Origin of the sequence: Orrella sp. JC864 (assembly GCF_037026685.1) — a bacterium.
Lineage (GTDB): Bacteria > Pseudomonadota > Gammaproteobacteria > Burkholderiales > Burkholderiaceae_B > Orrella.
This window is the reverse complement of sequence record NZ_JBANET010000005.1, coordinates 66,262-89,506: the sequence shown is the minus strand read 5'-3', so window position 1 is coordinate 89,506 and position 23,245 is coordinate 66,262. Positions and strand designations below refer to the sequence as shown.

The 23,245-nt window shown below is 70.6% G+C and carries 21 protein-coding genes; 10 read left to right on the top strand and 11 right to left on the bottom strand.

What is annotated here, in order from left to right:
• Positions 1-34 precede the first annotated feature (34 nt).
• Both V8Z80_RS06675 and V8Z80_RS06670 read left to right on the top strand, forming a co-directional pair.
• Positions 35-874: a uracil-DNA glycosylase gene (locus V8Z80_RS06675; RefSeq protein ID WP_336061586.1), complete on the top strand. Its 840-nt coding sequence runs from the start codon at positions 35-37 to the stop codon at positions 872-874.
• 416 nt (positions 875-1,290) lie between these two features.
• Positions 1,291-2,898: a DEAD/DEAH box helicase gene (locus tag V8Z80_RS06670; protein WP_336061439.1), complete on the top strand. Its 1,608-nt coding sequence runs from the start codon at positions 1,291-1,293 to the stop codon at positions 2,896-2,898.
• Between the two features lie 228 nt (positions 2,899-3,126).
• Here V8Z80_RS06670 and V8Z80_RS06665 read toward each other — a convergent pair whose 3' ends face one another.
• The 6 genes from V8Z80_RS06665 to V8Z80_RS06640 are packed head-to-tail and all read right to left on the bottom strand — an operon-like array spanning position 3,127 to position 9,048.
• Positions 3,127-4,521: an AtzE family amidohydrolase gene (locus tag V8Z80_RS06665; RefSeq protein WP_336061438.1), complete on the bottom strand. Its 1,395-nt coding sequence runs from the start codon at positions 4,519-4,521 to the stop codon at positions 3,127-3,129.
• A gap of 38 nt (positions 4,522-4,559) precedes the next feature.
• A complete protein-coding gene (locus V8Z80_RS06660) occupies positions 4,560-4,796 on the bottom strand; it encodes a hypothetical protein (RefSeq protein ID WP_155192628.1) in 237 nt (78 codons plus the stop codon).
• Between the two features lie 38 nt (positions 4,797-4,834).
• Complete coding sequence (locus V8Z80_RS06655) at positions 4,835-5,809, bottom strand: Bug family tripartite tricarboxylate transporter substrate binding protein (protein ID WP_155192626.1); 975 nt, start codon at positions 5,807-5,809, stop codon at positions 4,835-4,837.
• A 55-nt stretch (positions 5,810-5,864) separates the two neighbouring features.
• Positions 5,865-6,932, bottom strand: a complete 1,068-nt coding sequence (locus V8Z80_RS06650; RefSeq protein ID WP_155192624.1) for a CobW family GTP-binding protein — start codon at positions 6,930-6,932, stop codon at positions 5,865-5,867.
• Positions 6,929-8,161: an LVIVD repeat-containing protein gene (locus V8Z80_RS06645; protein WP_336061437.1), complete on the bottom strand. Its 1,233-nt coding sequence runs from the start codon at positions 8,159-8,161 to the stop codon at positions 6,929-6,931. Before V8Z80_RS06645 ends, V8Z80_RS06650 begins: the two co-directional genes overlap by 4 nt.
• Positions 8,158-9,048 carry a polysaccharide deacetylase family protein gene (locus V8Z80_RS06640; RefSeq protein ID WP_155192622.1) on the bottom strand — a complete coding sequence of 297 codons (891 nt, stop codon included), beginning with the start codon at positions 9,046-9,048 and terminating at the stop codon, positions 8,158-8,160. The genes V8Z80_RS06645 and V8Z80_RS06640 overlap by 4 nt, the downstream gene beginning before the upstream one ends.
• A gap of 116 nt (positions 9,049-9,164) precedes the next feature.
• Here V8Z80_RS06640 and V8Z80_RS06635 point away from each other — a divergent pair, with 116 nt between their 5' ends.
• On the top strand, positions 9,165-9,962 hold the full coding sequence (locus V8Z80_RS06635) for an IclR family transcriptional regulator (protein WP_155192620.1): 798 nt from the start codon (positions 9,165-9,167) through the stop codon (positions 9,960-9,962).
• Between the two features lie 178 nt (positions 9,963-10,140).
• Positions 10,141-11,343, top strand: coding sequence for a class I SAM-dependent methyltransferase (locus V8Z80_RS06630; protein ID WP_336061436.1), 1,203 nt, complete (start codon positions 10,141-10,143; stop codon positions 11,341-11,343).
• 3 nt (positions 11,344-11,346) lie between these two features.
• On the opposite strand, the gene V8Z80_RS06625 is transcribed toward V8Z80_RS06630, so the two are convergent.
• Together V8Z80_RS06625 and V8Z80_RS06620 are read right to left on the bottom strand one after the other, a co-directional pair.
• Positions 11,347-12,468, bottom strand: coding sequence for a CCA tRNA nucleotidyltransferase (locus V8Z80_RS06625; RefSeq protein WP_336061435.1), 1,122 nt, complete (start codon positions 12,466-12,468; stop codon positions 11,347-11,349).
• A gap of 42 nt (positions 12,469-12,510) precedes the next feature.
• Positions 12,511-14,508, bottom strand: coding sequence for a transglycosylase SLT domain-containing protein (locus V8Z80_RS06620; protein ID WP_442951951.1), 1,998 nt, complete (start codon positions 14,506-14,508; stop codon positions 12,511-12,513).
• 13 nt (positions 14,509-14,521) lie between these two features.
• On the opposite strand from V8Z80_RS06620, the gene V8Z80_RS06615 reads away from it, so the two are divergent.
• From V8Z80_RS06615 to V8Z80_RS06590, 6 genes are all read left to right on the top strand, one after another.
• Positions 14,522-15,151, top strand: coding sequence for a 5-formyltetrahydrofolate cyclo-ligase (locus V8Z80_RS06615; RefSeq protein WP_155192614.1), 630 nt, complete (start codon positions 14,522-14,524; stop codon positions 15,149-15,151).
• The gene (locus V8Z80_RS06610; protein ID WP_336061434.1) at positions 15,148-16,005 is read left to right on the top strand and encodes a hypothetical protein; all 858 of its coding nucleotides are present in this window, start codon (positions 15,148-15,150) and stop codon (positions 16,003-16,005) included. Before V8Z80_RS06615 ends, V8Z80_RS06610 begins: the two co-directional genes overlap by 4 nt.
• Before the next feature lie 266 nt (positions 16,006-16,271).
• A complete protein-coding gene (locus tag V8Z80_RS06605) occupies positions 16,272-17,696 on the top strand; it encodes a circularly permuted type 2 ATP-grasp protein (protein WP_336061584.1) in 1,425 nt (474 codons plus the stop codon).
• A gap of 20 nt (positions 17,697-17,716) precedes the next feature.
• Positions 17,717-18,667: an alpha-E domain-containing protein gene (locus tag V8Z80_RS06600; protein ID WP_155192610.1), complete on the top strand. Its 951-nt coding sequence runs from the start codon at positions 17,717-17,719 to the stop codon at positions 18,665-18,667.
• 33 nt (positions 18,668-18,700) lie between these two features.
• Positions 18,701-19,507 (top strand): transglutaminase family protein, encoded by an 807-nt coding sequence (locus tag V8Z80_RS06595; protein WP_336061433.1) that lies wholly within the window; start codon positions 18,701-18,703, stop codon positions 19,505-19,507.
• Between the two features lie 69 nt (positions 19,508-19,576).
• Complete coding sequence (locus tag V8Z80_RS06590; protein ID WP_155192607.1) at positions 19,577-20,440, top strand: proteasome-type protease; 864 nt, start codon at positions 19,577-19,579, stop codon at positions 20,438-20,440.
• 28 nt (positions 20,441-20,468) lie between these two features.
• On the opposite strand, the gene metF is transcribed toward V8Z80_RS06590, so the two are convergent.
• The 3 genes from metF to ahcY all read right to left on the bottom strand — a co-directional run bounded on the left by metF (position 20,469) and on the right by ahcY (position 23,230).
• The gene (gene metF, locus V8Z80_RS06585; protein WP_155192605.1) at positions 20,469-21,317 is read right to left on the bottom strand and encodes a methylenetetrahydrofolate reductase [NAD(P)H]; all 849 of its coding nucleotides are present in this window, start codon (positions 21,315-21,317) and stop codon (positions 20,469-20,471) included.
• A 3-nt stretch (positions 21,318-21,320) separates the two neighbouring features.
• Positions 21,321-21,656, bottom strand: coding sequence for a phage holin family protein (locus tag V8Z80_RS06580; RefSeq protein ID WP_155192603.1), 336 nt, complete (start codon positions 21,654-21,656; stop codon positions 21,321-21,323).
• A gap of 155 nt (positions 21,657-21,811) precedes the next feature.
• Positions 21,812-23,230 (bottom strand): adenosylhomocysteinase, encoded by a 1,419-nt coding sequence (gene ahcY / locus V8Z80_RS06575; RefSeq protein WP_336061432.1) that lies wholly within the window; start codon positions 23,228-23,230, stop codon positions 21,812-21,814.
• Between the last annotated feature and the right edge of the window lie 15 nt (positions 23,231-23,245).

The following is a 23,245-nucleotide window of genomic DNA, read 5'->3' as shown; positions in this document are numbered from 1 at the left end:
GCCAGCCGCCTCTGAGGCGCCGCGCGCCGGCCCGATGACTGCAATCCACGCTCCCAACCAACTGCTGACGCCCCTGGCCGGGCAGCTTGCGGCGCTGCCCGCGGCCTGGCGCGACTGCCTGGCCCAGCCCCAGCCGGCGCAGGCCTTGCAGCGGCTCGAAGCCTTCCTGGCCGAGCGCCGCGAACAAGGCGCGACCATCTATCCGGACCGCCCCTTCCGCGCCCTGGAGCTGGTCGCGCCCGAGGCGGTGCGGGTGGTCATCCTGGGGCAGGATCCCTATCACGGGCCGGGCCAGGCCCAGGGACTGGCCTTCTCCGTGCCCGACGGCGTCCGCCGCCCGCCCAGCCTGCGCAACATTTTCCTGGAGGTGGCCGCCGAGCAAGGCCACCCCGAGCCGCAAACGCCCCAGGATGCGCCGGTGCAGGGCAGCCTGGCGCTCGAGCCCGGCGGAGCGGGCGCCCTCACGCGCATGGCCGAGGCCACCGAAGTGCTGCAAACCCGCGCGGCCACGGCGCACAACGACCTGACGCGCTGGGCCCGCCAGGGCGTACTGCTGCTGAACACCTGCCTGACGGTCGAGGACGGCCAGGCCGGCGCGCACGCCAAGCGCGGCTGGGAAGCGGTCACCGATGCCCTCATCGCCCACGTCGCCAGCCTGCCCGAGCCCAAGGTCTTCATGCTGTGGGGCGCCCATGCGCAGGCCAAGCAGGCCCTGCTGCCCCCGGGACAAGGCCATCGCCTGGTGCTGGCCGCCAACCACCCCTCGCCCCTGTCGGCCCGCCGCCCGCCCGTCCCCTTCCTGGGCTGCGGCCATTTCCGGCTGGCCAACGCCTGGCTGCGCGAGCAGGGCGTGCCGCCCATAGATTGGCAGTAAAGAGGATGGGCCAAGGCGTCCAGGCGCGCCGCGCCGCCTGGCGCCGCTGTCGCCGGCCAGCAACAGCGCCGCGCCTGGACGCCATGTACGTTTTAGGGGTTTTCCCGTAAAAAACACTGGCCTTGCCGCGCCGGACCGGCTATGATGTGGGCACTGCACAATTTCGCTTGAGCATCGTCGCGCGCACTTTTCCCCTTTATTGCGCCCAGCAGTCGCCCGGCTCCCGCCGGCATCGATGCCCATAGCCATCGCTACCTGACCTCCTTTCCCTACGCTGGCGTCCTCTTCATGGACGCCGTCCAGCGCGCGGTTGATCCGGTCGGCACGATGCTTTCGATCAACCGTAGCCGGCACACTCCCTCTGCATCGCAAAGGGCCCTGCCGTGCTCAGCGCTGCGCAAGCGGCAAGGAAAGTCATGTCTTTCGAAAACCTGGGGCTCGCCCCCGCCCTGCTGTCGGCACTTCAATCGGCCGGCTTCGACACCCCCACCCCCGTGCAGGCCAGCGCCATCCCGCAGGCCCTGCAAGGCCACGACCTGATGGTCTCCTCGCAGACGGGCAGCGGCAAGACCGCCGCCTTCATGCTGCCGGCCCTGCACCGCATCGCCGGCAAGCCCGCCAACAAGGGCCGCGGCGTGCAGGTGCTGGTGCTCACCCCCACCCGCGAACTGGCCTTGCAGGTCGACGCCGCGACCCGCCAGTACGGCAAGGACCTGGCCGACCTGCGCACCACCACCGTGGTGGGTGGCATGCCCTACGGCGCCCAGCTGCGTGCGCTGTCGCGCCGCGTGGACGTGCTGGTGGCCACCCCGGGCCGCCTGATCGACCACCTGAACGCGCGCCGCGTGGACCTGTCCACCGTGCACACCCTGGTGCTGGACGAAGCCGACCGCATGCTGGACATGGGCTTCATCGAGGACATCGAGGCCATCGTTTCGCGCACGCCCGCCGCCCGCCAGACCCTGCTGTTCTCGGCCACCCTGGACGGCACGGTGGCGCGCCTGGCCGAAGGCATGATGCGCGAGCCGCGCCGCATCGAGATGGCCGGCCAGCGCGACAAGCACGCCAACATCACGCAGGCGCTGCTGTACGCCGACGACCCGGCCCACAAGATGCGCCTGCTGGACCACCTGCTGCGCGACGCCTCGCTGGACCAGGCCATCGTCTTTACCTCGACCAAGCGCGGCGCCGACGACCTGGCCGACCGCCTGACCGACCAGGGCTTCCCGGCGGCGGCCCTGCACGGCGACATGAACCAGCGCCAGCGCACCCGCACGCTGTCCCAGCTGCAACGCGGCCAGCTGCGCATCCTGGTGGCCACCGACGTGGCCGCGCGCGGCATCGACGTGCAAGGCATCAGCCATGCGGTCAACTTCGACCTGCCCATGCAGGCCGAGGATTACGTGCACCGCATCGGCCGCACCGGCCGCGCCGGCCGCAGCGGCCTGGCCTTCACGCTGGTCACCCATGCCGAGCGCCACAAGGTGCGCCGCATCGAGCAATACATCGGCCAGCCGATCCCGCCCCAGGTGATCGCGGGCCTGGAGCCCACGCGCATCGTGCGCTCGGGCCCGCCCTCCAAGGGCGGGCGCCGTCCGGGCTTCGGCAAGCCGTCATTCGGCAAGCCGGGCTACGGCAAGCCCGGCGGCTACGGCCGTCCGGAAGGCGAATCCGGCTCGCGCGGCGGCTACGGCAAGCCGGCTGGCGAGTTCGGCCAGCGCAGCCACTACGCCAAGCCCGAGGGCGACTTTGCCCCGCGGCCTCACTATGGCAAGCCCGGCGGCGAATTCGGCCACGGCGCCCCGCGCCAGGGCCGCGACGGCGAGGGCCGGCCCGCCGGCGCCGCCCCGCGCCGCCCGGGCGACCCCAAGCCCAGCTATGGCAAACCGGGCTACGGCAAGTCGCGCAAGCCCGAATTCGCCGGGCAAGGCCGTCCGGCCGAAGGCCGCGGCCCCCGTCCGGCGGGCGACCGTCCGCACGCCCCGCGCAGCGGCGGCAAGCCGGCGCGCCGCGACTACGCCTGAGCAGCATATCGGCGCACGCGCTCTCCTGATCGGCTCAATATCGGCTCATGCATGAGCCGATAACGAGCCGGTCACGCCGTTCGCGATGGCCGCACGGCCGCCGAAGCGGTAGCCTTGCTGGGATTGCACGGAAGCGATGCGCAAGTTTTCCGGCCGATGCTGGCCCAGGAGCTGCGCATCAGAGGCTCATGGCAAGCCCGGGACCATAGCCCCGCCGCCAGCTGCATCTCATGCTCCAGGCACTCTCGCCTGAGCCAGCCCCAGCGACTCCAGCCGCGCGCTGGCCGCCAGGCACAGGTCGTCGCGCCACGGCGCGGCGATCAGCTGCACGCCGATGGGCAGGCCCTGCCCGGCCTCGGGCCACATCGGCACCGACACCACCGGCAGGCCCACGCAGGAGATGGGCTGGGCCAGCAGGCCCAGGCTGGCCCGGGCCGGCAGGTCCTGACCGCCCAGCGTAAAGCTGGGTGCGCCGATGGGCGGCGCGGGCACGGGCGTGGCCGGGGCCAGCAGCAGGTCGTACTGCTCGAACAGCTTGAGCGCCTGTTCGTAGGCCCGCCGGCGCACCTGCTGCGCGGTGACCAGCCAGGCGGCCGGCAGCAGCGAGCCGGCCAGCAGGCGGTCGCGCGAGTGCGGCTCGAACTCGTCGTAGCGGGTGCGCAGCCGCTCGCGATGCAAGGCCCCGCCTTCGCAGCCGGTGAGCACGAAGGCGGCCGAACGGGCCGCCTCGGCCAGTTCGAACACCACCGTGCCGCGCGCCTGCAACGCCTGGGCCGCCGCCTGCACGGCCTGTTGCGCGGCCTGGCCCGCATATTGCGCAAACCATCCGCCCAGCACGCCCACGCGCAAGCCTTCGGGCAGTGGCGTCGGCCAGACCAGGCCGCCGCTATCGACACAGGCCGGGTCGCGGCCGTCGGCCCCCTGCATGGCCTGGCAGGCCAGCACCAGGTCGCTGGTGCTGGCGGCCAGCGTGCCTACGTGATCCAGGCTGAACACGAAGGGATAGACCCCGCCGCGCGGCAGCCGCCCATAGGTGGGCTTGTGGCCGAACACGCCGCACAGCGAGGCCGGCACGCGCACCGAGCCGTTGGTGTCCGAGCCCAGCGCCAGCGGCACCAGGCCGGCGCCCACGGCCGCGCCCGAGCCGCCGGAGGAGCCGCCCGCCACGCGCGTGCCGTCGTGCGGGTTGCGCGTGGCGCCATAGTGCGTGTTCTCGGTGGTAAAGCCGTAGGCGTGCTCGTCCATGTTGAGCATGCCCACCAGCACCGCCCCGGCCTCGCGCAGGCGCGCCACCACCGTGGCGTCCTGCCGCGCCGGCGGATCGCCGGCATTGACCTTGCCGCCGCACAGCGTGGTTTCCCCCTGCACGTCGAACAGGTTCTTCACCGCATAGGGCACGCCGGCCAGCGGCGGCAGGGTTTCGCCGCGCGCGCGGCGCGCATCGATGGCCTGCGCCTCGCGCCGCGCGCGCTCGCGCGTGAGCGCGGTAAAGGCGTTGATCGCCGGATTGCCGGCTTCGATGCGGGCCAGGCATTGGTCCAGCAACTGGACCGCCGTGACCTCGCCTTCGCGCACGCGGCGCGCCAGCTCGGTGGCCGAGGCGATCGCCGGGGCTTGCTGCACGCCATTTTCCTGCGGGCCGCAGGACCGTCCCGGGCCGCTCATCGTCCGCCCTCCTTCGGGGCATCGGGCCGGAACACGGGCAGCGGCCCCTGCTCGCGGTCGCCCGCGTGCCCGGCCAGCGACAGGGCCATGGCCTGGAAGCGGGCGAACTCGGCGGCCACGCGCGCCTGGCGGTCCGGGTCGCCGGCAAAGCCGGCCAGCGCCAGCATGGCCCCGACGGCTTGCTCGAGCGCCGGGTCGGTGGGTGGCAATGCGAACTGGGGGGTTGCAGTCATGATCGTCCTGGTTGAAACGGTAAAGGCGCGGCAGCCGCTCAATCCACCTGCGCGCCGACCTCGCCGACCACCTTGGCATAGCGGCCGATGTCCTGCCTGAGCTGCTCGCCGAAGGCCTGCGGGGTCACCGCGAGCGTGGAGGCGCCCAGGCTCTGGTAGGTCTGCTTGAGCTTATCGCTGTTCACCGCCTTCGCGAAAGCCTGGTTGAGCTTTTGCACCACGTCTTCGGGCATGCCGGCCGGTCCCATCACCCCGTTGTAGAGCACGACCTCGGCCGCCGGCACGCCGGCCTGGGCAATGGTGGGCACCTCGGGCAGCACCGGCACCCGCTCGGGGGTGGAGACCGCCAGGGCGCGCAGGCGGCCCGAACTGACCTGCGAGACGGCCGGCGGCATGCTGCTGAAGGCATATTCGATCTCGCCGCTCATCACCGCCTGCACCAGGGCGGCGCTGCCCTTGTAGGGAATGTGCACGGCCTTGACCCCGGCGGCGCGGTTCATCATCTCGCTGGCCAGGTGGATGATGGTGCCGTTGCCCGAGGAGCCGTAGGAATACAGGTCGGGCTTGGCCTTGGCGCGCTCGATCAGCTCGGCCAGCGTGCGCACGGGCGAATCGGCGTTGACCACCAGCATCAGCGGCGAGGAGGACACCAGCGCCACCGGCGTGAAGTCCTTCTCGGTGTCGTAGGGCAGCTTCTTGTACAGGCTGGCGTTGATGGCGTGCGTGGTCACGTCCTGGAACAGCAGCGTGTAACCGTCGGGCGCGGCGCGCGCCACGTTGTCCGAGGCGATGGTGGTGCCGGCGCCCGGCCGGTTCTCCACCACGATGCTCTGGCCCAGCACCGCGCCGGCCTCGCTGGCGATGGCGCGGGCCAGCACGTCGGAAATGCCGCCGGGCGGAAAGCCCACCACCATCCGGATGGAGCGGTTCGGAAAATCGGATTGCGCCTGGACGGCGGATGCGCCGGACACGGCCAGCGCGCAGGAAAACAGCAGGAAACGACGACGGAACATGGCAATACCCCTTGTTTGTTATGCACTGCAAAAAAGAAAAAAAAGCCCCTCCCCGCTACCCGGCAAGCCGGATGAAGGCGCGCCACAAGCCCTCGATGTCGTCCCGGGTCAGCTTGCGCGCGATGAAGACCAGCGACGAGCGGGCGGGCGCCGGAGCGCCCGCCGGCAGCGCCACGGGCTTGTCGAAGACGTGGCACACGCCCTGGATGAGCACGGCCTGCGGCTCGCCTTCGAAATGCAGGATGCCCTTGGTGCGCAGCAGGTCGGGGCCGCGCAGGCTGGTCAGCACATCCAGGAAGAGTTGGAACACCGGACGCGGCACGGGCGCCTCGAACACCAGCGTGAAGCTGGACACGCCGTGCGGATGCAGCGGCGCGCGCCGGCCCAGGTAGCTGCCGCCCTGCGTGGACGCCGGCTCGCCGCCCAGCCGGCCGAAGGGGGTGACCGCGGTCAGCAGGGCGATGTCCAGCCGGCCCATCACAGCGGTCTCGCAGCGAGCCTGGGCGTTGATGGCCTGCGCCCATTGCCGGGCCTGCTCGAGTTGCGCGGGCGCGGCGCGGTCGGACTTGGTCAGCAGGATCAGGTCGGCCGCGGCCACCTGCCGCTCGGCCATGCGCGGGGCGGCCTGGCGCGCCTGCGGATGGGCCGCGTCCACCAGCGTGACCACGTGGGCCAGGCGATACTGCCGGGCCAGCGGCGCGTCGCCATACAGCGTCTGCGCGATGGGCCCCGGATCGGCCAGCCCGCTGGTCTCGATGATGATGCGCTCGAAGCTGGGAATCTCGCCGCGCTTGCGCCGCATGCCCAGGTCCACCAGCAGCGTCTGCAAGTCGCTGCGCAGCTGGCAGCACATGCAGCCGTTGTCCAGCAGCACCGTCTCCTCGTCCGAGCGTTCGAGCAGGTGGTGGTCGATGCCGATCTCGCCGATCTCGTTGACGATCAGCATCGATCCGGCCAGCTCGGGCGTATCCAGTACGCGGCGCAGCAGCGTAGTCTTGCCGCTGCCCAGAAAGCCCGAGACCACGATCACCGGCATGCGCGGGTCGACCCCGGCGCCGGCGGCGAAGTCGGGCGGCACGGGCACGGACGAAGGTACGCCTTCTGGCGGCCGGGTAGCGCTCATAGATTCAGTTCGAGCGCATACAGCCCGCCCGTGTGGCGATCGACGGTAAAGACGACGCCCCGGTCGTCGACGAACACGTCATTGAACTGGATGGAGCCCGCCGGCGAGCCGGCCGGCGCCTCGGGCACGAAATAGGCCGCTTCCACCGGCGCATAGGGATCCCGGATGTCGTAGACCCGCAGCCCGCCGTTAAAGAAGGTGCACACGATGTAGTCCTCGGACTGCCAGGCGCCCGGAACCGGCGTGTTCTCGTGGATGTTGTGCGCGCCGTAGCGCCCGCCGCGCTGCTTGTGGACTTCGACCGGCGGCATCGGCAGCGTCGAGATCGACACCAGGTTGGACTCCTCGCTCATGTCCACCAGCCACACCAGCTTGGGCCAATCGGCCGCGTCGTCCTGCACCGTCTCGTCGCTGACCACCAGCAGCTCGCGCCCGAACAGCGGCAGGGCGGTGTGCGTGAAGCCCTTGAACGGCGGCGAATGCACGAAGCGCGAGATCGGCCTGGGGTTGGACAGGTCCGAGATGTCCATCACGATCGCGCCGGCATCCAGGTAGCCCAGGTAGCAGCGGTCGGGCCGCTGGGGAAAAACGTTGGTGTTGTGGGCGCGAAAGCCCGAATCGAACTCGGGCGCCAGGCGCCGGGGCGGCTCGGCCTGGTCGCCTTCCATGGTGCCGGGCAGGTGCCAGCTGGCGATGGCGCGCGGCGCGGTCGGCGAGCTGACATCCACGATGCGGTAGACCTGGTCGTCCTTGGGGTTGCGCGGCTTGCGCTCGGGATCGCCGCAGGCCATGTGCACCGTCTGCCCGTCCACGAACCACAGGCAATGCGCGCCGCGCGAGTGCGGCGCCGAGGCGTCGAAATGCGACAGCAGGCGCGGGCGCTCGGGCTCGCTGATGTCGAACAGGTCGAAGCCCGCCGGGGCCAGCCCTGGGCGGCTGACCTGATAGGCCACCGCCATCAGGTTGCCCGAGACCTCCAGCGAGTTCGAGCGCACCGAGGCATGCGGCAGGTCGGTCTGCACGAGCACGCGCGGCTTGCGCGGATCGGACACGTCCACGCCGGTGAAGTTCTTGGGCGCGCTTTCGTGCGCCAGCCATAGGATGCGCCGGCCGTCGGGAGCCAGCTGCAGGGCGATGCCTTCGCCCACGCCGCCAAAGCCGCCCAGCGTGTCCTGCGAAAGCAGGCGCATGTTCGATTGCTGCGGATACCGTGCCTTGATCATATTCATTCCCCCCGCGCCGGCGCGGCCTGCTCGTACCAGGCCAGGATCTGCTCGCCGGTCATGAACTGCACGCCCTCGTGGCCCAGCATGTATTCGAAGGCCTGCTCGAAATACTTGATGCGGTGCGGCACCCCGCTCAGGAAGGGATGCACCGCGATGCCCATCACGCGCACCTGCTCGCCGCCTTCCTGGTACAGGCGGTCGAAGCTGTCGGTGACCCGCTGCAGGAACTCCCCCGCGCTATGGTGCTGCACCGCCATCATGGGAATGTCGTTCAGTTCGACCGAATAAGGCATGGCCACCATCTGGCCCTGCCCGGCGCGCAGCCGGCACGGCTGGTCGTCCAGCACCCAGTCGCCGATGTAGCGGATGCCCGCCTCGTGCAGCAGGTCCACGGTATCGAGCTTTTGCGTCAGGCCAGGCCCCAGCCAGCCCAGCGGCTTGCGGCCGGTGAAGGCGGCAATCTCCTGGACGGTGCGGGCGATCATCTCGCGCGGGTCCTCGACCTGGTGCATGGGCATCTGGATGTAGCCGTGCCCCATGAATTCCCAGCCCGCCTCGTGCGCGGCCCCGGCGATGCGCGGGTAGCTCAGGCACACGCGGCCGTTGATCGACAGCGTGGGGCGGATGCCCCAGCGGTCGAAAGCCTGCTTGAGCCGCCAGAACCCCACTCGCATGCCGTATTCGTGCCAGGCCCAGTTGGGCACGTCGGGCGTGACGGCCATGCCGGTGGGCGCAGGCAGCACCTGGCGCGGCATGGCGCGCGAGATGTCCCAGTCCTCGACGTTGACGATGGGCCACACGATCAGCCGCGCGCCTTGCGGCGCGGGCAGGGGATCGCGGTCGACGATGGCCGAATAGGGCAGCCGTTCGCGGGGGGTCCTGATATCCATATAGTGAAATTTCCTTGTACCTCGGGGACCGCTCCGGCTAGCATTCCGTGCGGCTGGCGTCCAATCTATGTATGTGGATAGGCGGCGTCAACGAACAAGGAGACAACTTCCACTATATGGATATTTCATTTCCCAATCGCCGGCAGCCGCCGGTAGGCGGCACCCAGGGCATACGCAGGGTGGCGCAGGTGCTCAAGCTGCTGGCCGACCACCAGCAGGCCGGCTTGCGCTTCGTGGACGTGGCCCGCCTGGCTGGCTTCGAGCCCCCCACCGCCCATCGGCTGCTCAAGGCGCTCGAACGCGAAGGCATGGTGGCGCGCGATGCGGGCACGCGGCGCTACCGGCTCGGTCCGCTCATCTTCGAGCTGGGCATCGCCGCCGCACCGCAGTTCAACCTGGTCGAGGTCTGCCGGCCTTCGCTGCAGCGGCTGGCCGAGGCCACGGGCGATACCGCCTTCGTCTTCATCCGGCGCGGCAACGATGCGGTCTGCATCGACCGCGTGCAAGGCCACTACCCCATCCAGACGCCGGTCGTGCCCATCGGCAGCCGCCAGCCGCTGGGCGTGAACGCCGGCGGCCTGGCCATGCTGATGGTGCTTCCGGACCAGGACGTGGCGGACATCGTCGACACCGTCACCCCCCGCCTGGGCGCCTACGGCGAACTGGACGCCATGGACCTGATGCAGGTGGTGGCGCACTCGCGCCAGCAGGGCTATGCGTCCATCGGGGAGAAGGCCGTGCCGGGCGTGACCGCCATCGGCCTGGCGGTGCGCAACACCTTCGGCGCGCCGGCCGCCGCGCTGACCATCGCGGCCACTTCCAACCGGATGACGCCGCAACGCCAGCAGGAGATACTGCCCTGGCTGCGCCAGGAGGTGGCCAGCGTGGAAAAGCTGCTGTACCGGCAGCTGTAGGCCGGCGCGGCCCTGCGGGCGGGCCCGTTCTTGCGCGGGGACCAGGCGCCCGCCTGCCTGTCCGGCTCGCGGCGCGGCGAACCGGGGACCACGCGCCCCGCCGGCTCGCCGCGCCGCGCGTCCTGGAGAATTGCGGCAGAATGCTGCCTTCAGGCCCAGAACCGTTCACCGCCACGCCATGGCCCAGTCCCCTTCCGACTACAACCGGACCGCGCAGGCGCGCGGCCTGCCCGCCTTGCATCCCGACGCGCTGGCCCACAGCGGGCGCGTGGCCGCCCACCTGCGCGCGGCGGTGCGGGCGGCCGGCGGCTGGCTGCCTTTCGACGAATTCATGCGGCTGGCGCTGTATGCGCCCGGCCTGGGCTATTACACCGCCGGCAGCGCCAAGCTCGATCCGGGCGACGCGCGCACGCCGGCCGGGGACTTCACCACCGCGCCGGAACTGACGCCGTTGTTCGGCCAGGCCCTGGCCCGGCAGGTGGCCCAGGTGCTGGCGGCCACCGGCACCGATACCGTGCTGGAATTCGGCGCCGGTTCGGGCGCGCTGGCCGAATCGGTCCTCGCCGCGCTGGCCGCGCGGGGCATGGCCGTGCGCTACCAGATCCTGGAAGTGTCGGCCGACCTGCGCCAGCGCCAGCAAGCGCGGCTGGCGCCTTTCGACGGGCAGGTCGCCTGGCTCGATAGCCAGCCAGCGGCCTTCGAAGGCTGCGTGCTGGCCAACGAAGTGCTGGACGCCATGCCGGTGCGGCTGTTCGCCTGGCATGCGCCCGACCGGTTGTGCGAGCGCGGCGTGGTGCTCGATGCCCAGGAGGATTTCGCCTGGGAAGAGCGGCCGGCCGACGACACCCTGGCCGACGCGGTGGCCGCGCGCATGCCCGCCCTGCCCGGCTACGCCTCCGAGGTCAACCTGCAGGCCGAGGCCTGGATGCGCGAACTGGGCGGCTGGCTGGTGCGCGGCGCGGCCCTGCTGATCGACTACGGCTTTCCGCAGCGCGAGTACTACCATCCGCAGCGCGCCGGCGGCACCCTGATGTGCCACCTGCGCCACCACGCCCATGCCGATCCCTTCGTGGCGCCGGGCCTGCAGGACATCACCGCGCACGTGGACTTCACGGCCATGGCCGATGCCGCGCTGGCCGGCGGCCTGGACGTGCTGGGCTATACCTCGCAGGCGCGCCTGCTCAGCAACGCCGGGCTGATCGAACTGCTGGCGCAACACGACCCGGCGCAGGCGCGCGACTATGCCCGCTGGGCCGGCCCGGTGCACAGGCTGCTGTCCGAGGCCGAGATGGGCGAGCTGTTCAAGGCGCTGGCAGTGGGCCGCGGCATCGACCCGCCGCTGCTGGGCTTTGCCCGCGGCGACCGGCGCGACGCGCTGTAGGCGCTATGGCTCCATCGGGGCCAGCGCCGCCAGGCGAGCCTGCCTGACCGCCGCCTTGATGCGGCCCGGCTCGCCGGCGTGCTCGCGCGCCACGCGGCCGGCATCGACCGCGCGCACCTTGGCCAGCGCCTGCCGCAAGGCCTGCCCGTCCACTTCCTCGCTGACCACGCCGGCTGTCTCCAGCAGCGCCTCGAAACGCTCGGGCTTGCGCAATCCGTCGCAGGTCTCGATCAGGTCCAGCGCGGCCTGCGCCGGCAGCGCGCCGCGGCCGCGCGCCAGCACCTCGCGCAGCAGGCGCGCGTGGTCGGCGCATTCGGCCGGCACCCGCCAGCGCTTGCCCAGCGCGGCGGCATCGTCCGCGGCCAGCGCCAGTAAGGCATAGCGGCCCGGCAGCGGCAGTCCGCCGCCGGCCGCGCGGTCCAGCGCCTGCAGCTGCGCCGGCCCGGGCGCCAGCCCGGGCGCGATGCGCGGCAAGGCCTGCGCATCCTGCAGCACCTGCAGCATGCGCGAGGGCCGGCAGGCCATCAGCCCGCGCGAGACTTCGCGCCACACCCGCTCGGGCACCAGGGCGTCGACCTCGCCCTCGGCGGCCATGCGCCGGCATAGCGCCAGCGTCTCGGGCGCCACCGAGAAATCCGGAAAGCGCGCGGCAAAGCGCGCCAGCCGCAGGATGCGCACCGGGTCCTCGACAAAGGCCTGGCCCACGTGACGCAGCACGCGCGCGCGCAGGTCGCGCTCGCCGCCCAGGGGGTCGACCAGCGTGCCGTCCTTGCGGCGGGCGATGGCGTTGACGGTCAGGTCGCGCCGGCGCAGGTCGTCTTCCAGCGTGACGTCGGCGCCGGTGTGAAAGGTAAAGCCCTGGTAGCCCCGCCCGGACTTGCGCTCGGTGCGCGCCAGCGCGTATTCCTCTTTGGTGCGGGGATGCAGGAAGACCGGGAAATCGCCGCCCACGGGCACGAAGCCGCGCTCGGCCATGTCCTCGGGGCTGGCCCCGACCACCACCCAGTCGCGGTCGCCCGCCGGCAGGCCCAGCAGCTCGTCGCGCACCGCGCCGCCCACGATGTAGGCCGACAGTCCCTGCAGGCAGGGGTCCTCGGCTGCCGGGGCCGGGTCGCGGCGGCTCATCGGGGGGCTCTTGCGCGGCTGGCCGGCATCCTCAGGCCGCGCTCATGGCAGGTTGGTGCGCTCGTCGCGCTGCGGCGCGATCTGGCCCAGCCGCGCCTTGAGCGACTGGGGCTGGCCGCTGAAGAGCGCGGCATAGTAGGTGGCGTTGGCCATCACGTTCTTGACGTACAGGCGCGTCTCGGTAAACGGGATGGTCTCGGCGAAGATCGCGCCCTCGACCGGGTGCGACAGGCGCGAGCGCCACAGGTGCGGGCGGCGCGGGCCGGCGTTGTAGCCGGCGCTGGCCAGCACCTGCGAGCCGTTCAGGTCTTGCAGCACCATGTTCAGGTAATGGGTGCCCAGCACGGTGTTGACGTCGAACTCGTTCACGCGCGAGGGATGGAAGTCGCGCATGCCGATGCGCTGGGCCACGTACTTGGCGGTGGCGGGCATCAGCTGCATCAGGCCCGAGGCGCCGACCACCGAGCGCGCATCGGTAATGAAGCGCGATTCCTGGCGGATCAGGCCATAGACCCAGGCCGGGTCCAGCGCGATCCGGCGCGACTGCTCGCTGACCTTGCCTTCGAAGGGCGCGATGAAGCGCTGGCCGAAATCGAACTCGGCGGTGGTGCGTTCGGACGTATTGACCACGCGATCGTAGATGTGCTCCTGGCGCGCATACTCGGCGGCGGCCAGCAGCTGGCGGTCGTTCATGCCGCGCAGCGAGTAGTTCCATTCGGGCACGGCCTCGGCGCGCCAGCCCAGCTTGAACAGCGCCACCGCGCGGGACAGGCCGGGATGGGCGCGCGCCTGGGCGACCTCGGCCTCGGTCAGGGGCGCCGGGCGCGCCGGCACGCTGATGGCGCGCCCCAGCTCTTCGGCGGCCAGCTGGCCATAGAAATTGAACTGGTCGGCAATGCTGGCGAACTGCCGCTCGGCTTCTTGCTTGCGGCCGGCGGCGGCCAGCCCGCGGGCATGCCAATACACCCAGACCGGCTCGTTGCGCTGGGATTCGGACATGCGCTCGATCGAGAGCTTGACCCACTTCCAGTCGATGCGCGGCTGGCGCAGCGCCGTGCGCACCCGCCAGGCGTGGTTGTAGTCGCTCATGCGCACATCGTCGGCCAGCTTGTACAGCTCGTGCGCGCCCGCATCCAGGTTCAGCGCACCGACCAGCGCATGCTGGGCATAGACCCATTGCAGCGAGGACTTGGGCAGGTGGCCGGCCCACTCGCGCCGCACGTAGGCCAGGCCGGTTTCACGGTCCTTGCGCGCCAGGCGGGACAAGGCCACGGTGACCAGCTCGCGCTGGGCCGGCGAGGCGGCCTGCTTGGACTGCACCGCCACCCACTTCATGGGATCCTTCATCAACGCGTCATAGGCGCGCAGCTCGTCCGGCTTGAACATCAAGGCCGCGACACGCCGGGCATCGGGCAGCTTGTTGTTCTCGAGCGCATCGCGCAGGTAGCGCTGCAACGCGTCCCAGCCCAGCACGCCGTCGGCCACCAGCTGGCCCATCAGGGCCCAGCAGGCATTGCCGGGGGCAAACACCGCCTCGGCCTGCGCGGCGCTGGCGCGCTCGCCGCCCAGGTGGCGCGCCTGCAGCTGCGCGCAGCGGACCTGGTCGTTGGGCGCGACGACCTCGCCCAGGCGGCGCACGGTGGCGAAGTCGCCGCGCCGCGCGGCCGCCAGGATCCAGTCGCCGCGCAGCCGGTCTGCCAGGTAGGCGTCGGCGTTCTCGCGCATGAACCGTTCGAGCTCGGCCGTGGGCGTGGGCACCGAATCGGCGTTGAGCTGATAGCGCAGCAGCCAGTACTGCGCGTACATGCCCAGGGGATCGCCCTGGGCGCGGGCCGCCAGGGCCGGCAAGCGGTCGAACTGCTTGCGGTTGACGGCCTCGCGCGCGGCCGCCACGGCCTCGCTCGGGCTGGCCGCGCCGCCGGCGGCCGGCTGCTGCGCCAGTGCGCCCGCAGGCAGGGCACAGGCCAGCAACAACGCGCCGGCCAAGGCGCGTACCCGGCCGGCGGATTTCTGATACCTTGCCAACTGCCCAACCCGCATCGTGTATGTCCGCATGAACGTGAAAGAAGATTCCGTAAAGGATAACGCAGTCGTGCTGCGCCAGCGATTGCGCCAGGCCCGCGCCGGCATCGCCGAACCGCAGCGCCGCCGCGAGGCCCTGCTGATGCGCGGGCGGCTGTTCACCTGGCTGGCCATTGCGCGCGAGCAGGCGCCGCAGCAGGGCCGCCCGGCGCCGGCCTCGGTCGCCGCCTTCTGGCCCATGCAGGACGAACCCGATCTGCGGCCCTTGCTGCGCCAATGGGCCGAAGCCGGCCTGCAAGTGCTGCTGCCCGTGGTCAAGACCGCCGGCGCCCCCCTGGAGTTCCATCCCTGGACGCCGGATACGCCGATGCAGCCCGGCGCCTACGGCATCCCGGCGCCGGCGGGCGGCCAGCCTGCGCTGCCGGACGTGGTGCTGGTGCCCACGCTGGGCTACACCGCGCAAGCCGACCGCCTGGGCTACGGCGGCGGCTACTACGACCGCACCCTGGCCGCCCTGCGCGAACGCGGCCATCCCCACACCACCATCGGCATCGCCTGGCGCGAAGGGCGCATCGACGACCCGCACTACCGGCCGGCGCCTCATGACGTGCGGCTCGATGCCGTGCTCACGCCCACCGGCTGGGTGCCCAAGGCGCCATGAACCCGCCTGCCGCCTTGCAGCCCTTTGCGCCCCTGTGGCAGGCGCATGCGCCTGCCATCGCGTCCGACCTGCTGACCCTGCCCGCGCGGCAGGCCTTCGATGCGCTGGCCCCGCGCGCGCCGGCCGGCACGGCCGGCTTCGCGCTGGAGTGCGGCCTGACCCCCGGCGTGCGCCCGCACCTGTACCTGGCCTTGCAGGACCCGGCGGCCAAGGCCGCCGCCGGGCACGCCGGCGCGCCGGGCCTGCTGTACCTGCGCTATACCCTGAACCGCCACGGGCAGGCCAGCGTGCCCCTGCCCTGCCAGGACGTGCGGGCCGGCGCGCCGCAATGGCCGGCGCTGATCGAGGGGCTGCGCGCCCAGGGCCTGCCCGCCGCCCAGGCCGGCCAGGCCCGCCTATGGCTGGACGGGCTGCCGGCCGGCGCGGCCATCGACTGCGCCGCCTGGCTCGACCGCCGGCCGGGCCAGCCGCTGCGCCTTTTTGTCTCGGGGCTGCCGCAAGGCCAGGCCCCGGCGGGACTGCCGCAAAGCGGGCCGGCGGACCTGCCGCCGGCGGCCCAGGCCTTGGGGATGCTGGCCAGCCGCTGCGTGGCCATCGTCGACCTGGACGCGGCCGGCCCGCGGCCGCGCTGGGGCCTGGAACTGCTGGCCGAGCGCCACCCGCAAGGCACGATGGCGCGCTGGACACCCCTGCTGGACGGCTTGCAGGCCCGCCAGCTGTGCAGCCGTGCGGCCCGCACCGCCCTGGCGCGCTGGTGCGCCGACGAGCCGGCCCGCGGCATCAGCCACCTCAAGCTGATGATCGAAGGCCAGCGCGTGCTCGATGCCCGCGTATTCCTGCGGGTGCGCGCCTAGTGTCCTGCCGGCGCGCCTGATGCACCAATCCGGTGCACACGGGCTTGCCCCGACCCGCTTGCCCGCCACACAATGGGACATCCCGTAACGGGACCGACACACGGCGGGCGGCCCCCGCGCCTATGCTAGGCATGCATGGGCGTGGCATGCCGCTTGCTTGTCGCAGGCAGGCGCCGGCGTGAGGACAGGACAAGGCGCCCCGCCGGGCGGCCGGCACCCGCCGCCTCCAGGCCATGACAACAGACAGGAACCCGCGCATGACCAGCATGCCGCCGCGCAAGACGCCGGCCTATGACGAGATGTTCGACGGCGAGGGGGAGATCCGGCCGCACTATCGAGAGTTCGCCGACTGGATGTCGGCGCAGTCGGCCGCGACGATGACCGCCAAGCGGGTGGAGGCCGACCTGAGCTTCCGGCGAGTGGGCATCACCTTCTCGCTGGCCGGCGACGAGGCAGGCACCGAGCGCCTGATCCCTTTCGACCTGATCCCGCGCATCATCCCGGCCGCCGAGTGGCAGCGGCTCGATGCCGGCCTGCGCCAGCGCGCACGCGCGCTGAACCTGTTCCTGCACGACATCTACCACGACCACGAGATCGTGCGCGCCGGCAAGATCCCGCCCGAGCAGGTCTTCATGAACGCCCAGTACCGTCCCGAGATGCAGGACGTGGACGTGCCCGGCGACGTCTATTGCCACATCGCCGGCATCGACGTGGTGCGCGCCGGCGCGGGCGAGTTCTACGTCCTGGAGGACAACCTGCGCGTGCCCTCGGGCGTGTCCTACATGCTGGAGAACCGCAAGGTGTCGATGCGGCTGATGGCCGATGCCTTCGGCCGCATCCGCGTGGCGCCGGTGGCGCATTATCCCGACCTGCTGCTGGACAGCCTGCGCGATGTCTCGCCGGTGGGCGACGAGCCCACGGTGGTGGTGCTCACGCCGGGGCAGTACAACTCGGCCTACTTCGAGCACGCCTTCCTGGCCCAGCAGATGGGGGTCGAGCTGGTCGAGGGGCGCGACCTGTTCGTCGACGAGAATACGGTCTACATGCGCACCACCCACGGCCCCAAGCGGGTGGACGTGATCTACCGCCGCGTCGATGACGACTTTCTCGATCCGCTGGCCTTCCGTTCGGATTCGGTGCTGGGCGTGCCGGGCCTGCTGTCGGTGTACCGGGCCGGGCGCATCACCCTGGCCAACGCCATCGGCACGGGCATCGCCGACGACAAGTCGACCTATCTGTACGTGCCGGAGATGATCCGCTTCTACCTGGGCGAGGAGCCCATCCTGTCGAACGTGCCCACGTGGCAGTGCAGCCGGCCGCAGGAACTGTCCTATGTGCTAGAGCACATGGCCGAGCTGGTGGTCAAGGAAGTGCACGGCGCCGGCGGCTACGGCATGCTGGTGGGCCCGGGCGCCTCGCGCGCCGAGATCGAGGCCTTCCGCGCGCGGGTGCGCGCCCATCCGGCCAACTACATCGCCCAGCCCACGCTGGCCCTGTCCACCGTGCCCACCTATGTGGAGAACGGCATCGCGCCGCGCCACGTCGACTTGCGGCCCTACGTGGTCTGCGGCGGGCGGCAGATCACCACCGTGCCCGGCGGCCTGTGCCGCGTGGCCCTGCGCGAGGGCTCGCTGGTGGTCAACAGCAGCCAGGGCGGCGGCACCAAGGACACCTGGGTGCTGGAGAACTGACGGACCGACGGGAGAAGACGATGCTGAGCCGGACCGCCGACAACCTGTTCTGGATGTGCCGATACATGGAGCGCGCCGAGAACACGGCGCGCATGCTGGACGTGAACCTGCAGATGTCGCTGCTGCCGCAGGAGCCGGCCGCGCGCGAAGCCTCCTGGCGCGCGGTGCTGGCCATCAGCGAGCTGCAGGGCCGCTTCGACGCGGCCTATCCCGGCGGCACGCCGCAGGAAATCCTGCATTTCATGGTGCACGATGCCGACAACCCCTCGTCCATCCGTTCCTGCCTGTACGCGGCGCGCGAGAACGCGCGCGCGGTGCGCGGCAGCCTGACCACCGAGGTCTGGGAAACCTACAACACCATCTGGCTGGAGCTGCAGCGCCACCAGCGCGGCGGCCTGCTCGAACACAACGCCGGCGAGTTCTTCGAGTGGGTCAAGCTGCGCTCGCACCTGGCCCGGGGCGTGACCATCGGCACCATGCTCGAGGACGACGCGCTGACCTTCCTGCGCCTGGGCATGCACCTGGAGCGCGCCGACAACACGGCCCGGCTGCTGGACGTGAAATTCCACGAACGCGACGGCGCGCCGCCGGCCGAGCACGAGGGCGTGGGCGAGTTCTACCGCTGGTGGGCCATCCTGGGCTCGGTCTCGGGCTTCGAGATCTACCGCAAGGTCTACCGCGACGTGATCGCGCCCGAACGGGTGGCCGAACTGCTGATCCTGCGCGGGGACATGCCGCGCTCGCTGCTGGCCTCGGTGCGGGCCGTCTCCAAGGACCTGGCGCGCATCTCGAACGCGCGCTCCAAGGAAACCGAACGACTGGCCGGGCTGCTGCGCGCCGAGCTCGAATACGGCCGGGTCGAGGACATCCTGCAGGCCGGCCTGCACCAATACCTGGAGCGCTTCCTGGCGCGCATCAACGACCTGGGCAACCGGATCGCGCGGGATTTCCTGGTGCCGCTGGCCCATTGAGCGCCGCGCGCGCCCGCAAACGAGAGCGAGACAATGAAGCACCTGATCCGACACATCACCCGCTACCGCTATACCCAGCCGGTGGACTACAGCATCCAGACGCTGCGGCTCACGCCGCGCAACGACGAGCACCAGCGCGCGCTGCGCTGGCACATCGACGCGCCCGGCTCGCTGCAGGCGAACATCGACGCCTACGGCAACATCACGCACACCATGACGCTGACGCGTCCTCACACCGAGATCGAGCTGCGCGTGACGGGCCACGTGGAAGTCGACCACCTGCCCGACGGCGTGCTGCGCCATGACGAAAGCCGCCTGCCGGTGCAGGCCTTTTGCGTCAGCACCTCGCTGACCCTGCCCGACGAGACGGTGATGGCCTTTTGCCGCTCGGTGCTGCCGCAGGGCATCCGCGAGCCGGCCGACGCGCTGGCGCTGGCCGTGGCCATCTGCGAGCGCGTCAAGTACGAACCGGGCACCACCGACGTGACCACCGCCGCGCAGCAGGTGCTGCGGCTGGGCCATGGCGTGTGCCAGGACCATGCCCATCTGTTCCTGGCCTGCGTGCGCGGCCTGGGCGTACCGGCGCGCTACGTCAGCGGCTACCTTTACACCACCGCCGAGCACGCCGCCAGCCACGCCTGGGTGGACGTCTGGCTGCCCGACCTGGGCTGGAGCAGCATCGACGTGACCAATCGCCAGTACGCCAGCGAATGCCATTGCCGCCTGGCGGTGGCGCGCGACTACGATTCGGCCTCGCCCGTGCGCGGCGTGCGCACCGGCGGCGGGATCGAATCCATGACCGTCAGCGTGCAGGTGGTGCAAGGCGCGATGGGGGCTTGATCGCCGCCGCGGCCGCTATAAAATGCCCGCAAACCTGCTGCCATCCGGCGGCCATCAAGCGCTCCCGAAATGACCTATTGCATTGCCGCCCGGCTCAACAGCGGCCTGGTTTTCCTGGCCGACTCCCGCACCAACGCCGGCGTGGACCAGATCAGCACCTATCGCAAGCTCAGCGTCTTCGAGCATCCCGGCGAACGGGTCATGGTGCTGATGACGGCGGGCAACCTGGCCATCAGCCAGGCCGTGGGCAACGTCCTGGCGGCCCACGAGCGCGAAGGCGCCGACTCCATCTGGAACGCGCCCAACATGTTCGAGGCGGCGCGCCACGTGGGCGAGGCGGTGCGCCTGGTGTACGCGCGCGAGGGCGAGGCCCTCAAGCAGCAGGGCATCGAGTTCAACATCTCGATGATCTTCGGCGGGCAGATCGGCACCGAAAGCTGCCGCCTGTTCCAGGTCTATTCGGCCGGCAATTTCATCGAGGCCCATGCCGAGTCGCCCTATTTCCAGATCGGCGAGGCCAAGTACGGCAAGCCCATCCTGGACCGCGTGCTGCGCCCGGACACCTCGCTGGACGAGGCCGCCAAGTGCGCGCTGATCTCCATGGATTCGACGCTGCGCTCGAACATCTCGGTGGGCATGCCGCTGGACCTGCTGGTCTACGACGCCGGCACGCTGCGCGTGACGCACTTTGCCAACATCGACGAGAACAACGAGTATTTCCGCATGATCCGCAGCTCCTGGGGCGAGCGGCTGCGCCAGGTGTTCGCCGAGATCCCCGACCCGGTCTGGTCGTCCTCGCACGACCCGCAATCGCTGGTGCCGGCCGACCGGGTGCACCAGCCCGTGCGCATGATCCCGGGCCACGCCGAACCCACCGACTTCACCGACCTGCAGGTGCTGGCGCAGGGCTCGGAAAGGCTGCAGGCGCAGTAGGATCGACGCCTACAACCGCATCTCGGGCCTAGCGCCCCAGTCCTTGCCAGATCGCCTGCGTGGCCTCGGCGCTGTTGAGCGTATAGAAATGCAGGCCGGGCGCGCCGTTCTCCAGCAGGCGCTGGCACAGCTGCGTGACCACGTCCACCCCGAAGGCGCGGATCGAGGCCTTGTCATCGCCGAACTCGGCCAGGCGCAGGCGGATCCAGCGCGGGATCTCGGCCCCGCACATCTGCGAGAAGCGCGCCAGCTGCGTGTGGTTGGTGATGGGCATGATGCCCGGCACGATGGGCACGTTCACGCCCTTGGCCTGCGCGCGCGAGACGAAATCGAAATACGCCTCGGCGTTGAAGAAGTATTGCGTGATCGCGCTGTCGGCCCCGGCCTGCACCTTCTGCACGAAATGCGCCAGGTCCTGCGCGGGGCTTTCGGCCTGCGGATGCATCTCGGGATAGGCGGCCACCTCGATGTGGAAGGCGTTGCCGAACTCGGCGCGGATGAAGGCCACCAGTTCGCTGGCGTAGCGCAGCTCGCCGGCCTCGCCGCCCATGCCCGAGGGCAGGTCGCCGCGCAGGGCCACCACGCGGCGCACGCCCTCGTCCTTGTACGACTGCAGGATCTGGCGCAGCTGCTCGCGCGTGGCGCCGATGCACGACAAATGCGGCGCGGCCTCGCAGCCCAGGTTGCGCAGCGTGCGCACCGTGCCGGCCGTGCCCTCGCGGGTGGAGCCGCCGGCGCCGAAGGTGACGCTGACATAGCGCGGGTGCAGCGCCATCAGTTGCTTGGCCGTGCGCACCAGCCGCTCTTGGGCGGCCAGGTCGCGCGGGGGGAAAAACTCCAGGCTGAACGCCTTGTCCTTGTTGTCGTAGGGGGGCATTTTTTAGACGATGAGCGCCGAGAGCAGGCCCGAGATCAGGCTGTAGAGCAGCGCCCCGGCCAGCGCCCACCAGAAGCCGGCGACATTGAAGCCGCGCAGCACCGAGCCGGCGAACCAGAACAGCAGCGCATTGAGCACGATCAGGAACAAGCCCAGCGTGATGATCGTGATGGGCAGCGTGAGAAAGACCAGGACCGGCTTGACCAGCATGTTCAAGAGCCCCAGCACCAGGGCGGCGATCATGGCCGAGCCGAAGCTGGCCACGGTGATGCCCGGCAAAAGGTAGGCAACCGCCAGCAGCGCAACGGAATTCAACAGCCAGACGAGGATCAGCGTCATTTCAGTTTTCCTGTTCCGGTGGATGAAGACCCGCGCCGCGCCCTCTGCCGGTTTGCCTGCGCACGCAAGGCGTGCGGCTCGCAGAAGCCGGGCCGCGGGGATGGCGCCCGCCGCAGGCGGCGGGCTTCCCATTGTGCTACAGGAGCGCGTCCCCGTTAGTAACGGTAATGCTCCGGTTTGTAAGGACCTTCCTGCGCCACGCCGATGTAGGCGGCCTGCTTGGGCGTGAGCTCGGTCAGGCTGGCGCCCAGCTTCTTCAGGTGCAGGCGGGCGACTTTCTCGTCCAGGCGCTTGGGCAGCACGTAGACCTGGCCGCGCTGGTAGGCCTCGTTGCGGGTGTACAGCTCGATCTGCGCGATGGTCTGGTTGGTGAAGGAGGAGGACATCACGAAGGACGGGTGGCCCGTCGCGCAGCCCAGGTTCACCAGGCGGCCCTTGGCCAGCAGGATGATGCGCTTGCCATCGGGGAAGATGACGTGATCGACCTGGGGCTTGATCTCTTCCCAGGCCAGGTCCTCGATGCCGGCGACGTCGATCTCGTTGTCGAAGTGGCCGATGTTGCAAACGATGGCCTGGTCCTTCATGCGCTCCATGTGGGCGCGCGTGATGACGTTGTAGTTGCCCGTGGCGGTCACGAAGATGTCGGCCTTGTCGGCGGCCTCTTCCATGGTGACGACCTTGTAGCCTTCCATGGCGGCCTGCAGCGCGCAGATCGGATCGATCTCGGTCACCCACACCTGGGCGCGCAGCGCGGCCAGCGCCTGCGCGCAACCCTTGCCCACGTCGCCGTAGCCGGCCACCACGGCGATCTTGCCGGCCACCATCACGTCGGTGGCGCGCTTGATGCCGTCGACCAGCGATTCGCGGCAGCCGTACAGGTTGTCGAACTTGGACTTGGTGACCGAGTCGTTGACGTTGATGGCCGCAAAGGCCAGCTCGCCCTTCTTGGACATCTGGTAGAGGCGGTGCACGCCGGTGGTGGTTTCCTCGGTGACGCCGCGCACTTCGGCCAGGCGGGTGGAGTACCACTTGGGGTCGCGCGCCAGCGTGGCCTTGATGGCGGCAAAAAGCACGCGCTCTTCCTCGCTGCCCGGCGCAGCCAGTACGGAGACATCCTGCTCGGCCTTCGCCCCCAGGTGCAGCAGCAGCGTGGCATCGCCGCCGTCGTCCAGGATCATGTTGGCGTGGCGGCCTTCGGGCCACTCGAAGATCTTGTGGGTGTAGTCCCAGTACTGCTCCAGCGTCTCGCCCTTGACGGCGAACACGGGCGTGCCGGTGGCGGCGATGGCCGCCGCGGCGTGGTCCTGGGTGCTGAAGATGTTGCACGAGGCCCAGCGCACTTCGGCGCCCAGGGCCTGCAGCGTCTCGATCAGCACGGCCGTCTGGATCGTCATGTGCAGGCTGCCGGCGATGCGCGCGCCCTTCAGGGGCTGGGCCGCGGCGTATTCCTCGCGGGTGGCCATCAGGCCGGGCATCTCGGTTTCGGCGATGGCGATCTCGCGGCGGCCCCAATCGGCCAGCGACAGGTCGGCGACGATGCAATCGGTGAAGGTTTTGTCGGTAACGGTGTTCATGCAGGGCTCCGGTTG

Coding starts and splice junctions, on each gene's coding strand:
- V8Z80_RS06675 (WP_336061586.1), top strand. CDS start 35: ATGACTGCAATCCACGCTCCCAACCAACTGCTGACGCCCCTGGCCGGG.
- V8Z80_RS06670 (WP_336061439.1), top strand. CDS start 1,291: ATGTCTTTCGAAAACCTGGGGCTCGCCCCCGCCCTGCTGTCGGCACTT.
- V8Z80_RS06660 (WP_155192628.1), bottom strand. CDS start 4,796: ATGACTGCAACCCCCCAGTTCGCATTGCCACCCACCGACCCGGCGCTC.
- V8Z80_RS06655 (WP_155192626.1), bottom strand. CDS start 5,809: ATGTTCCGTCGTCGTTTCCTGCTGTTTTCCTGCGCGCTGGCCGTGTCC.
- V8Z80_RS06650 (WP_155192624.1), bottom strand. CDS start 6,932: ATGAGCGCTACCCGGCCGCCAGAAGGCGTACCTTCGTCCGTGCCCGTG.
- V8Z80_RS06645 (WP_336061437.1), bottom strand. CDS start 8,161: ATGAATATGATCAAGGCACGGTATCCGCAGCAATCGAACATGCGCCTG.
- V8Z80_RS06640 (WP_155192622.1), bottom strand. CDS start 9,048: ATGGATATCAGGACCCCCCGCGAACGGCTGCCCTATTCGGCCATCGTC.
- V8Z80_RS06635 (WP_155192620.1), top strand. CDS start 9,165: ATGGATATTTCATTTCCCAATCGCCGGCAGCCGCCGGTAGGCGGCACC.
- V8Z80_RS06630 (WP_336061436.1), top strand. CDS start 10,141: ATGGCCCAGTCCCCTTCCGACTACAACCGGACCGCGCAGGCGCGCGGC.
- V8Z80_RS06625 (WP_336061435.1), bottom strand. CDS start 12,468: ATGAGCCGCCGCGACCCGGCCCCGGCAGCCGAGGACCCCTGCCTGCAG.
- V8Z80_RS06620 (WP_442951951.1), bottom strand. CDS start 14,508: ATGCGGGTTGGGCAGTTGGCAAGGTATCAGAAATCCGCCGGCCGGGTA.
- V8Z80_RS06615 (WP_155192614.1), top strand. CDS start 14,522: ATGAACGTGAAAGAAGATTCCGTAAAGGATAACGCAGTCGTGCTGCGC.
- V8Z80_RS06610 (WP_336061434.1), top strand. CDS start 15,148: ATGAACCCGCCTGCCGCCTTGCAGCCCTTTGCGCCCCTGTGGCAGGCG.
- V8Z80_RS06605 (WP_336061584.1), top strand. CDS start 16,272: ATGCCGCCGCGCAAGACGCCGGCCTATGACGAGATGTTCGACGGCGAG.
- V8Z80_RS06600 (WP_155192610.1), top strand. CDS start 17,717: ATGCTGAGCCGGACCGCCGACAACCTGTTCTGGATGTGCCGATACATG.
- V8Z80_RS06595 (WP_336061433.1), top strand. CDS start 18,701: ATGAAGCACCTGATCCGACACATCACCCGCTACCGCTATACCCAGCCG.
- V8Z80_RS06590 (WP_155192607.1), top strand. CDS start 19,577: ATGACCTATTGCATTGCCGCCCGGCTCAACAGCGGCCTGGTTTTCCTG.
- metF (WP_155192605.1), bottom strand. CDS start 21,317: ATGCCCCCCTACGACAACAAGGACAAGGCGTTCAGCCTGGAGTTTTTC.
- V8Z80_RS06580 (WP_155192603.1), bottom strand. CDS start 21,656: ATGACGCTGATCCTCGTCTGGCTGTTGAATTCCGTTGCGCTGCTGGCG.
- ahcY (WP_336061432.1), bottom strand. CDS start 23,230: ATGAACACCGTTACCGACAAAACCTTCACCGATTGCATCGTCGCCGAC.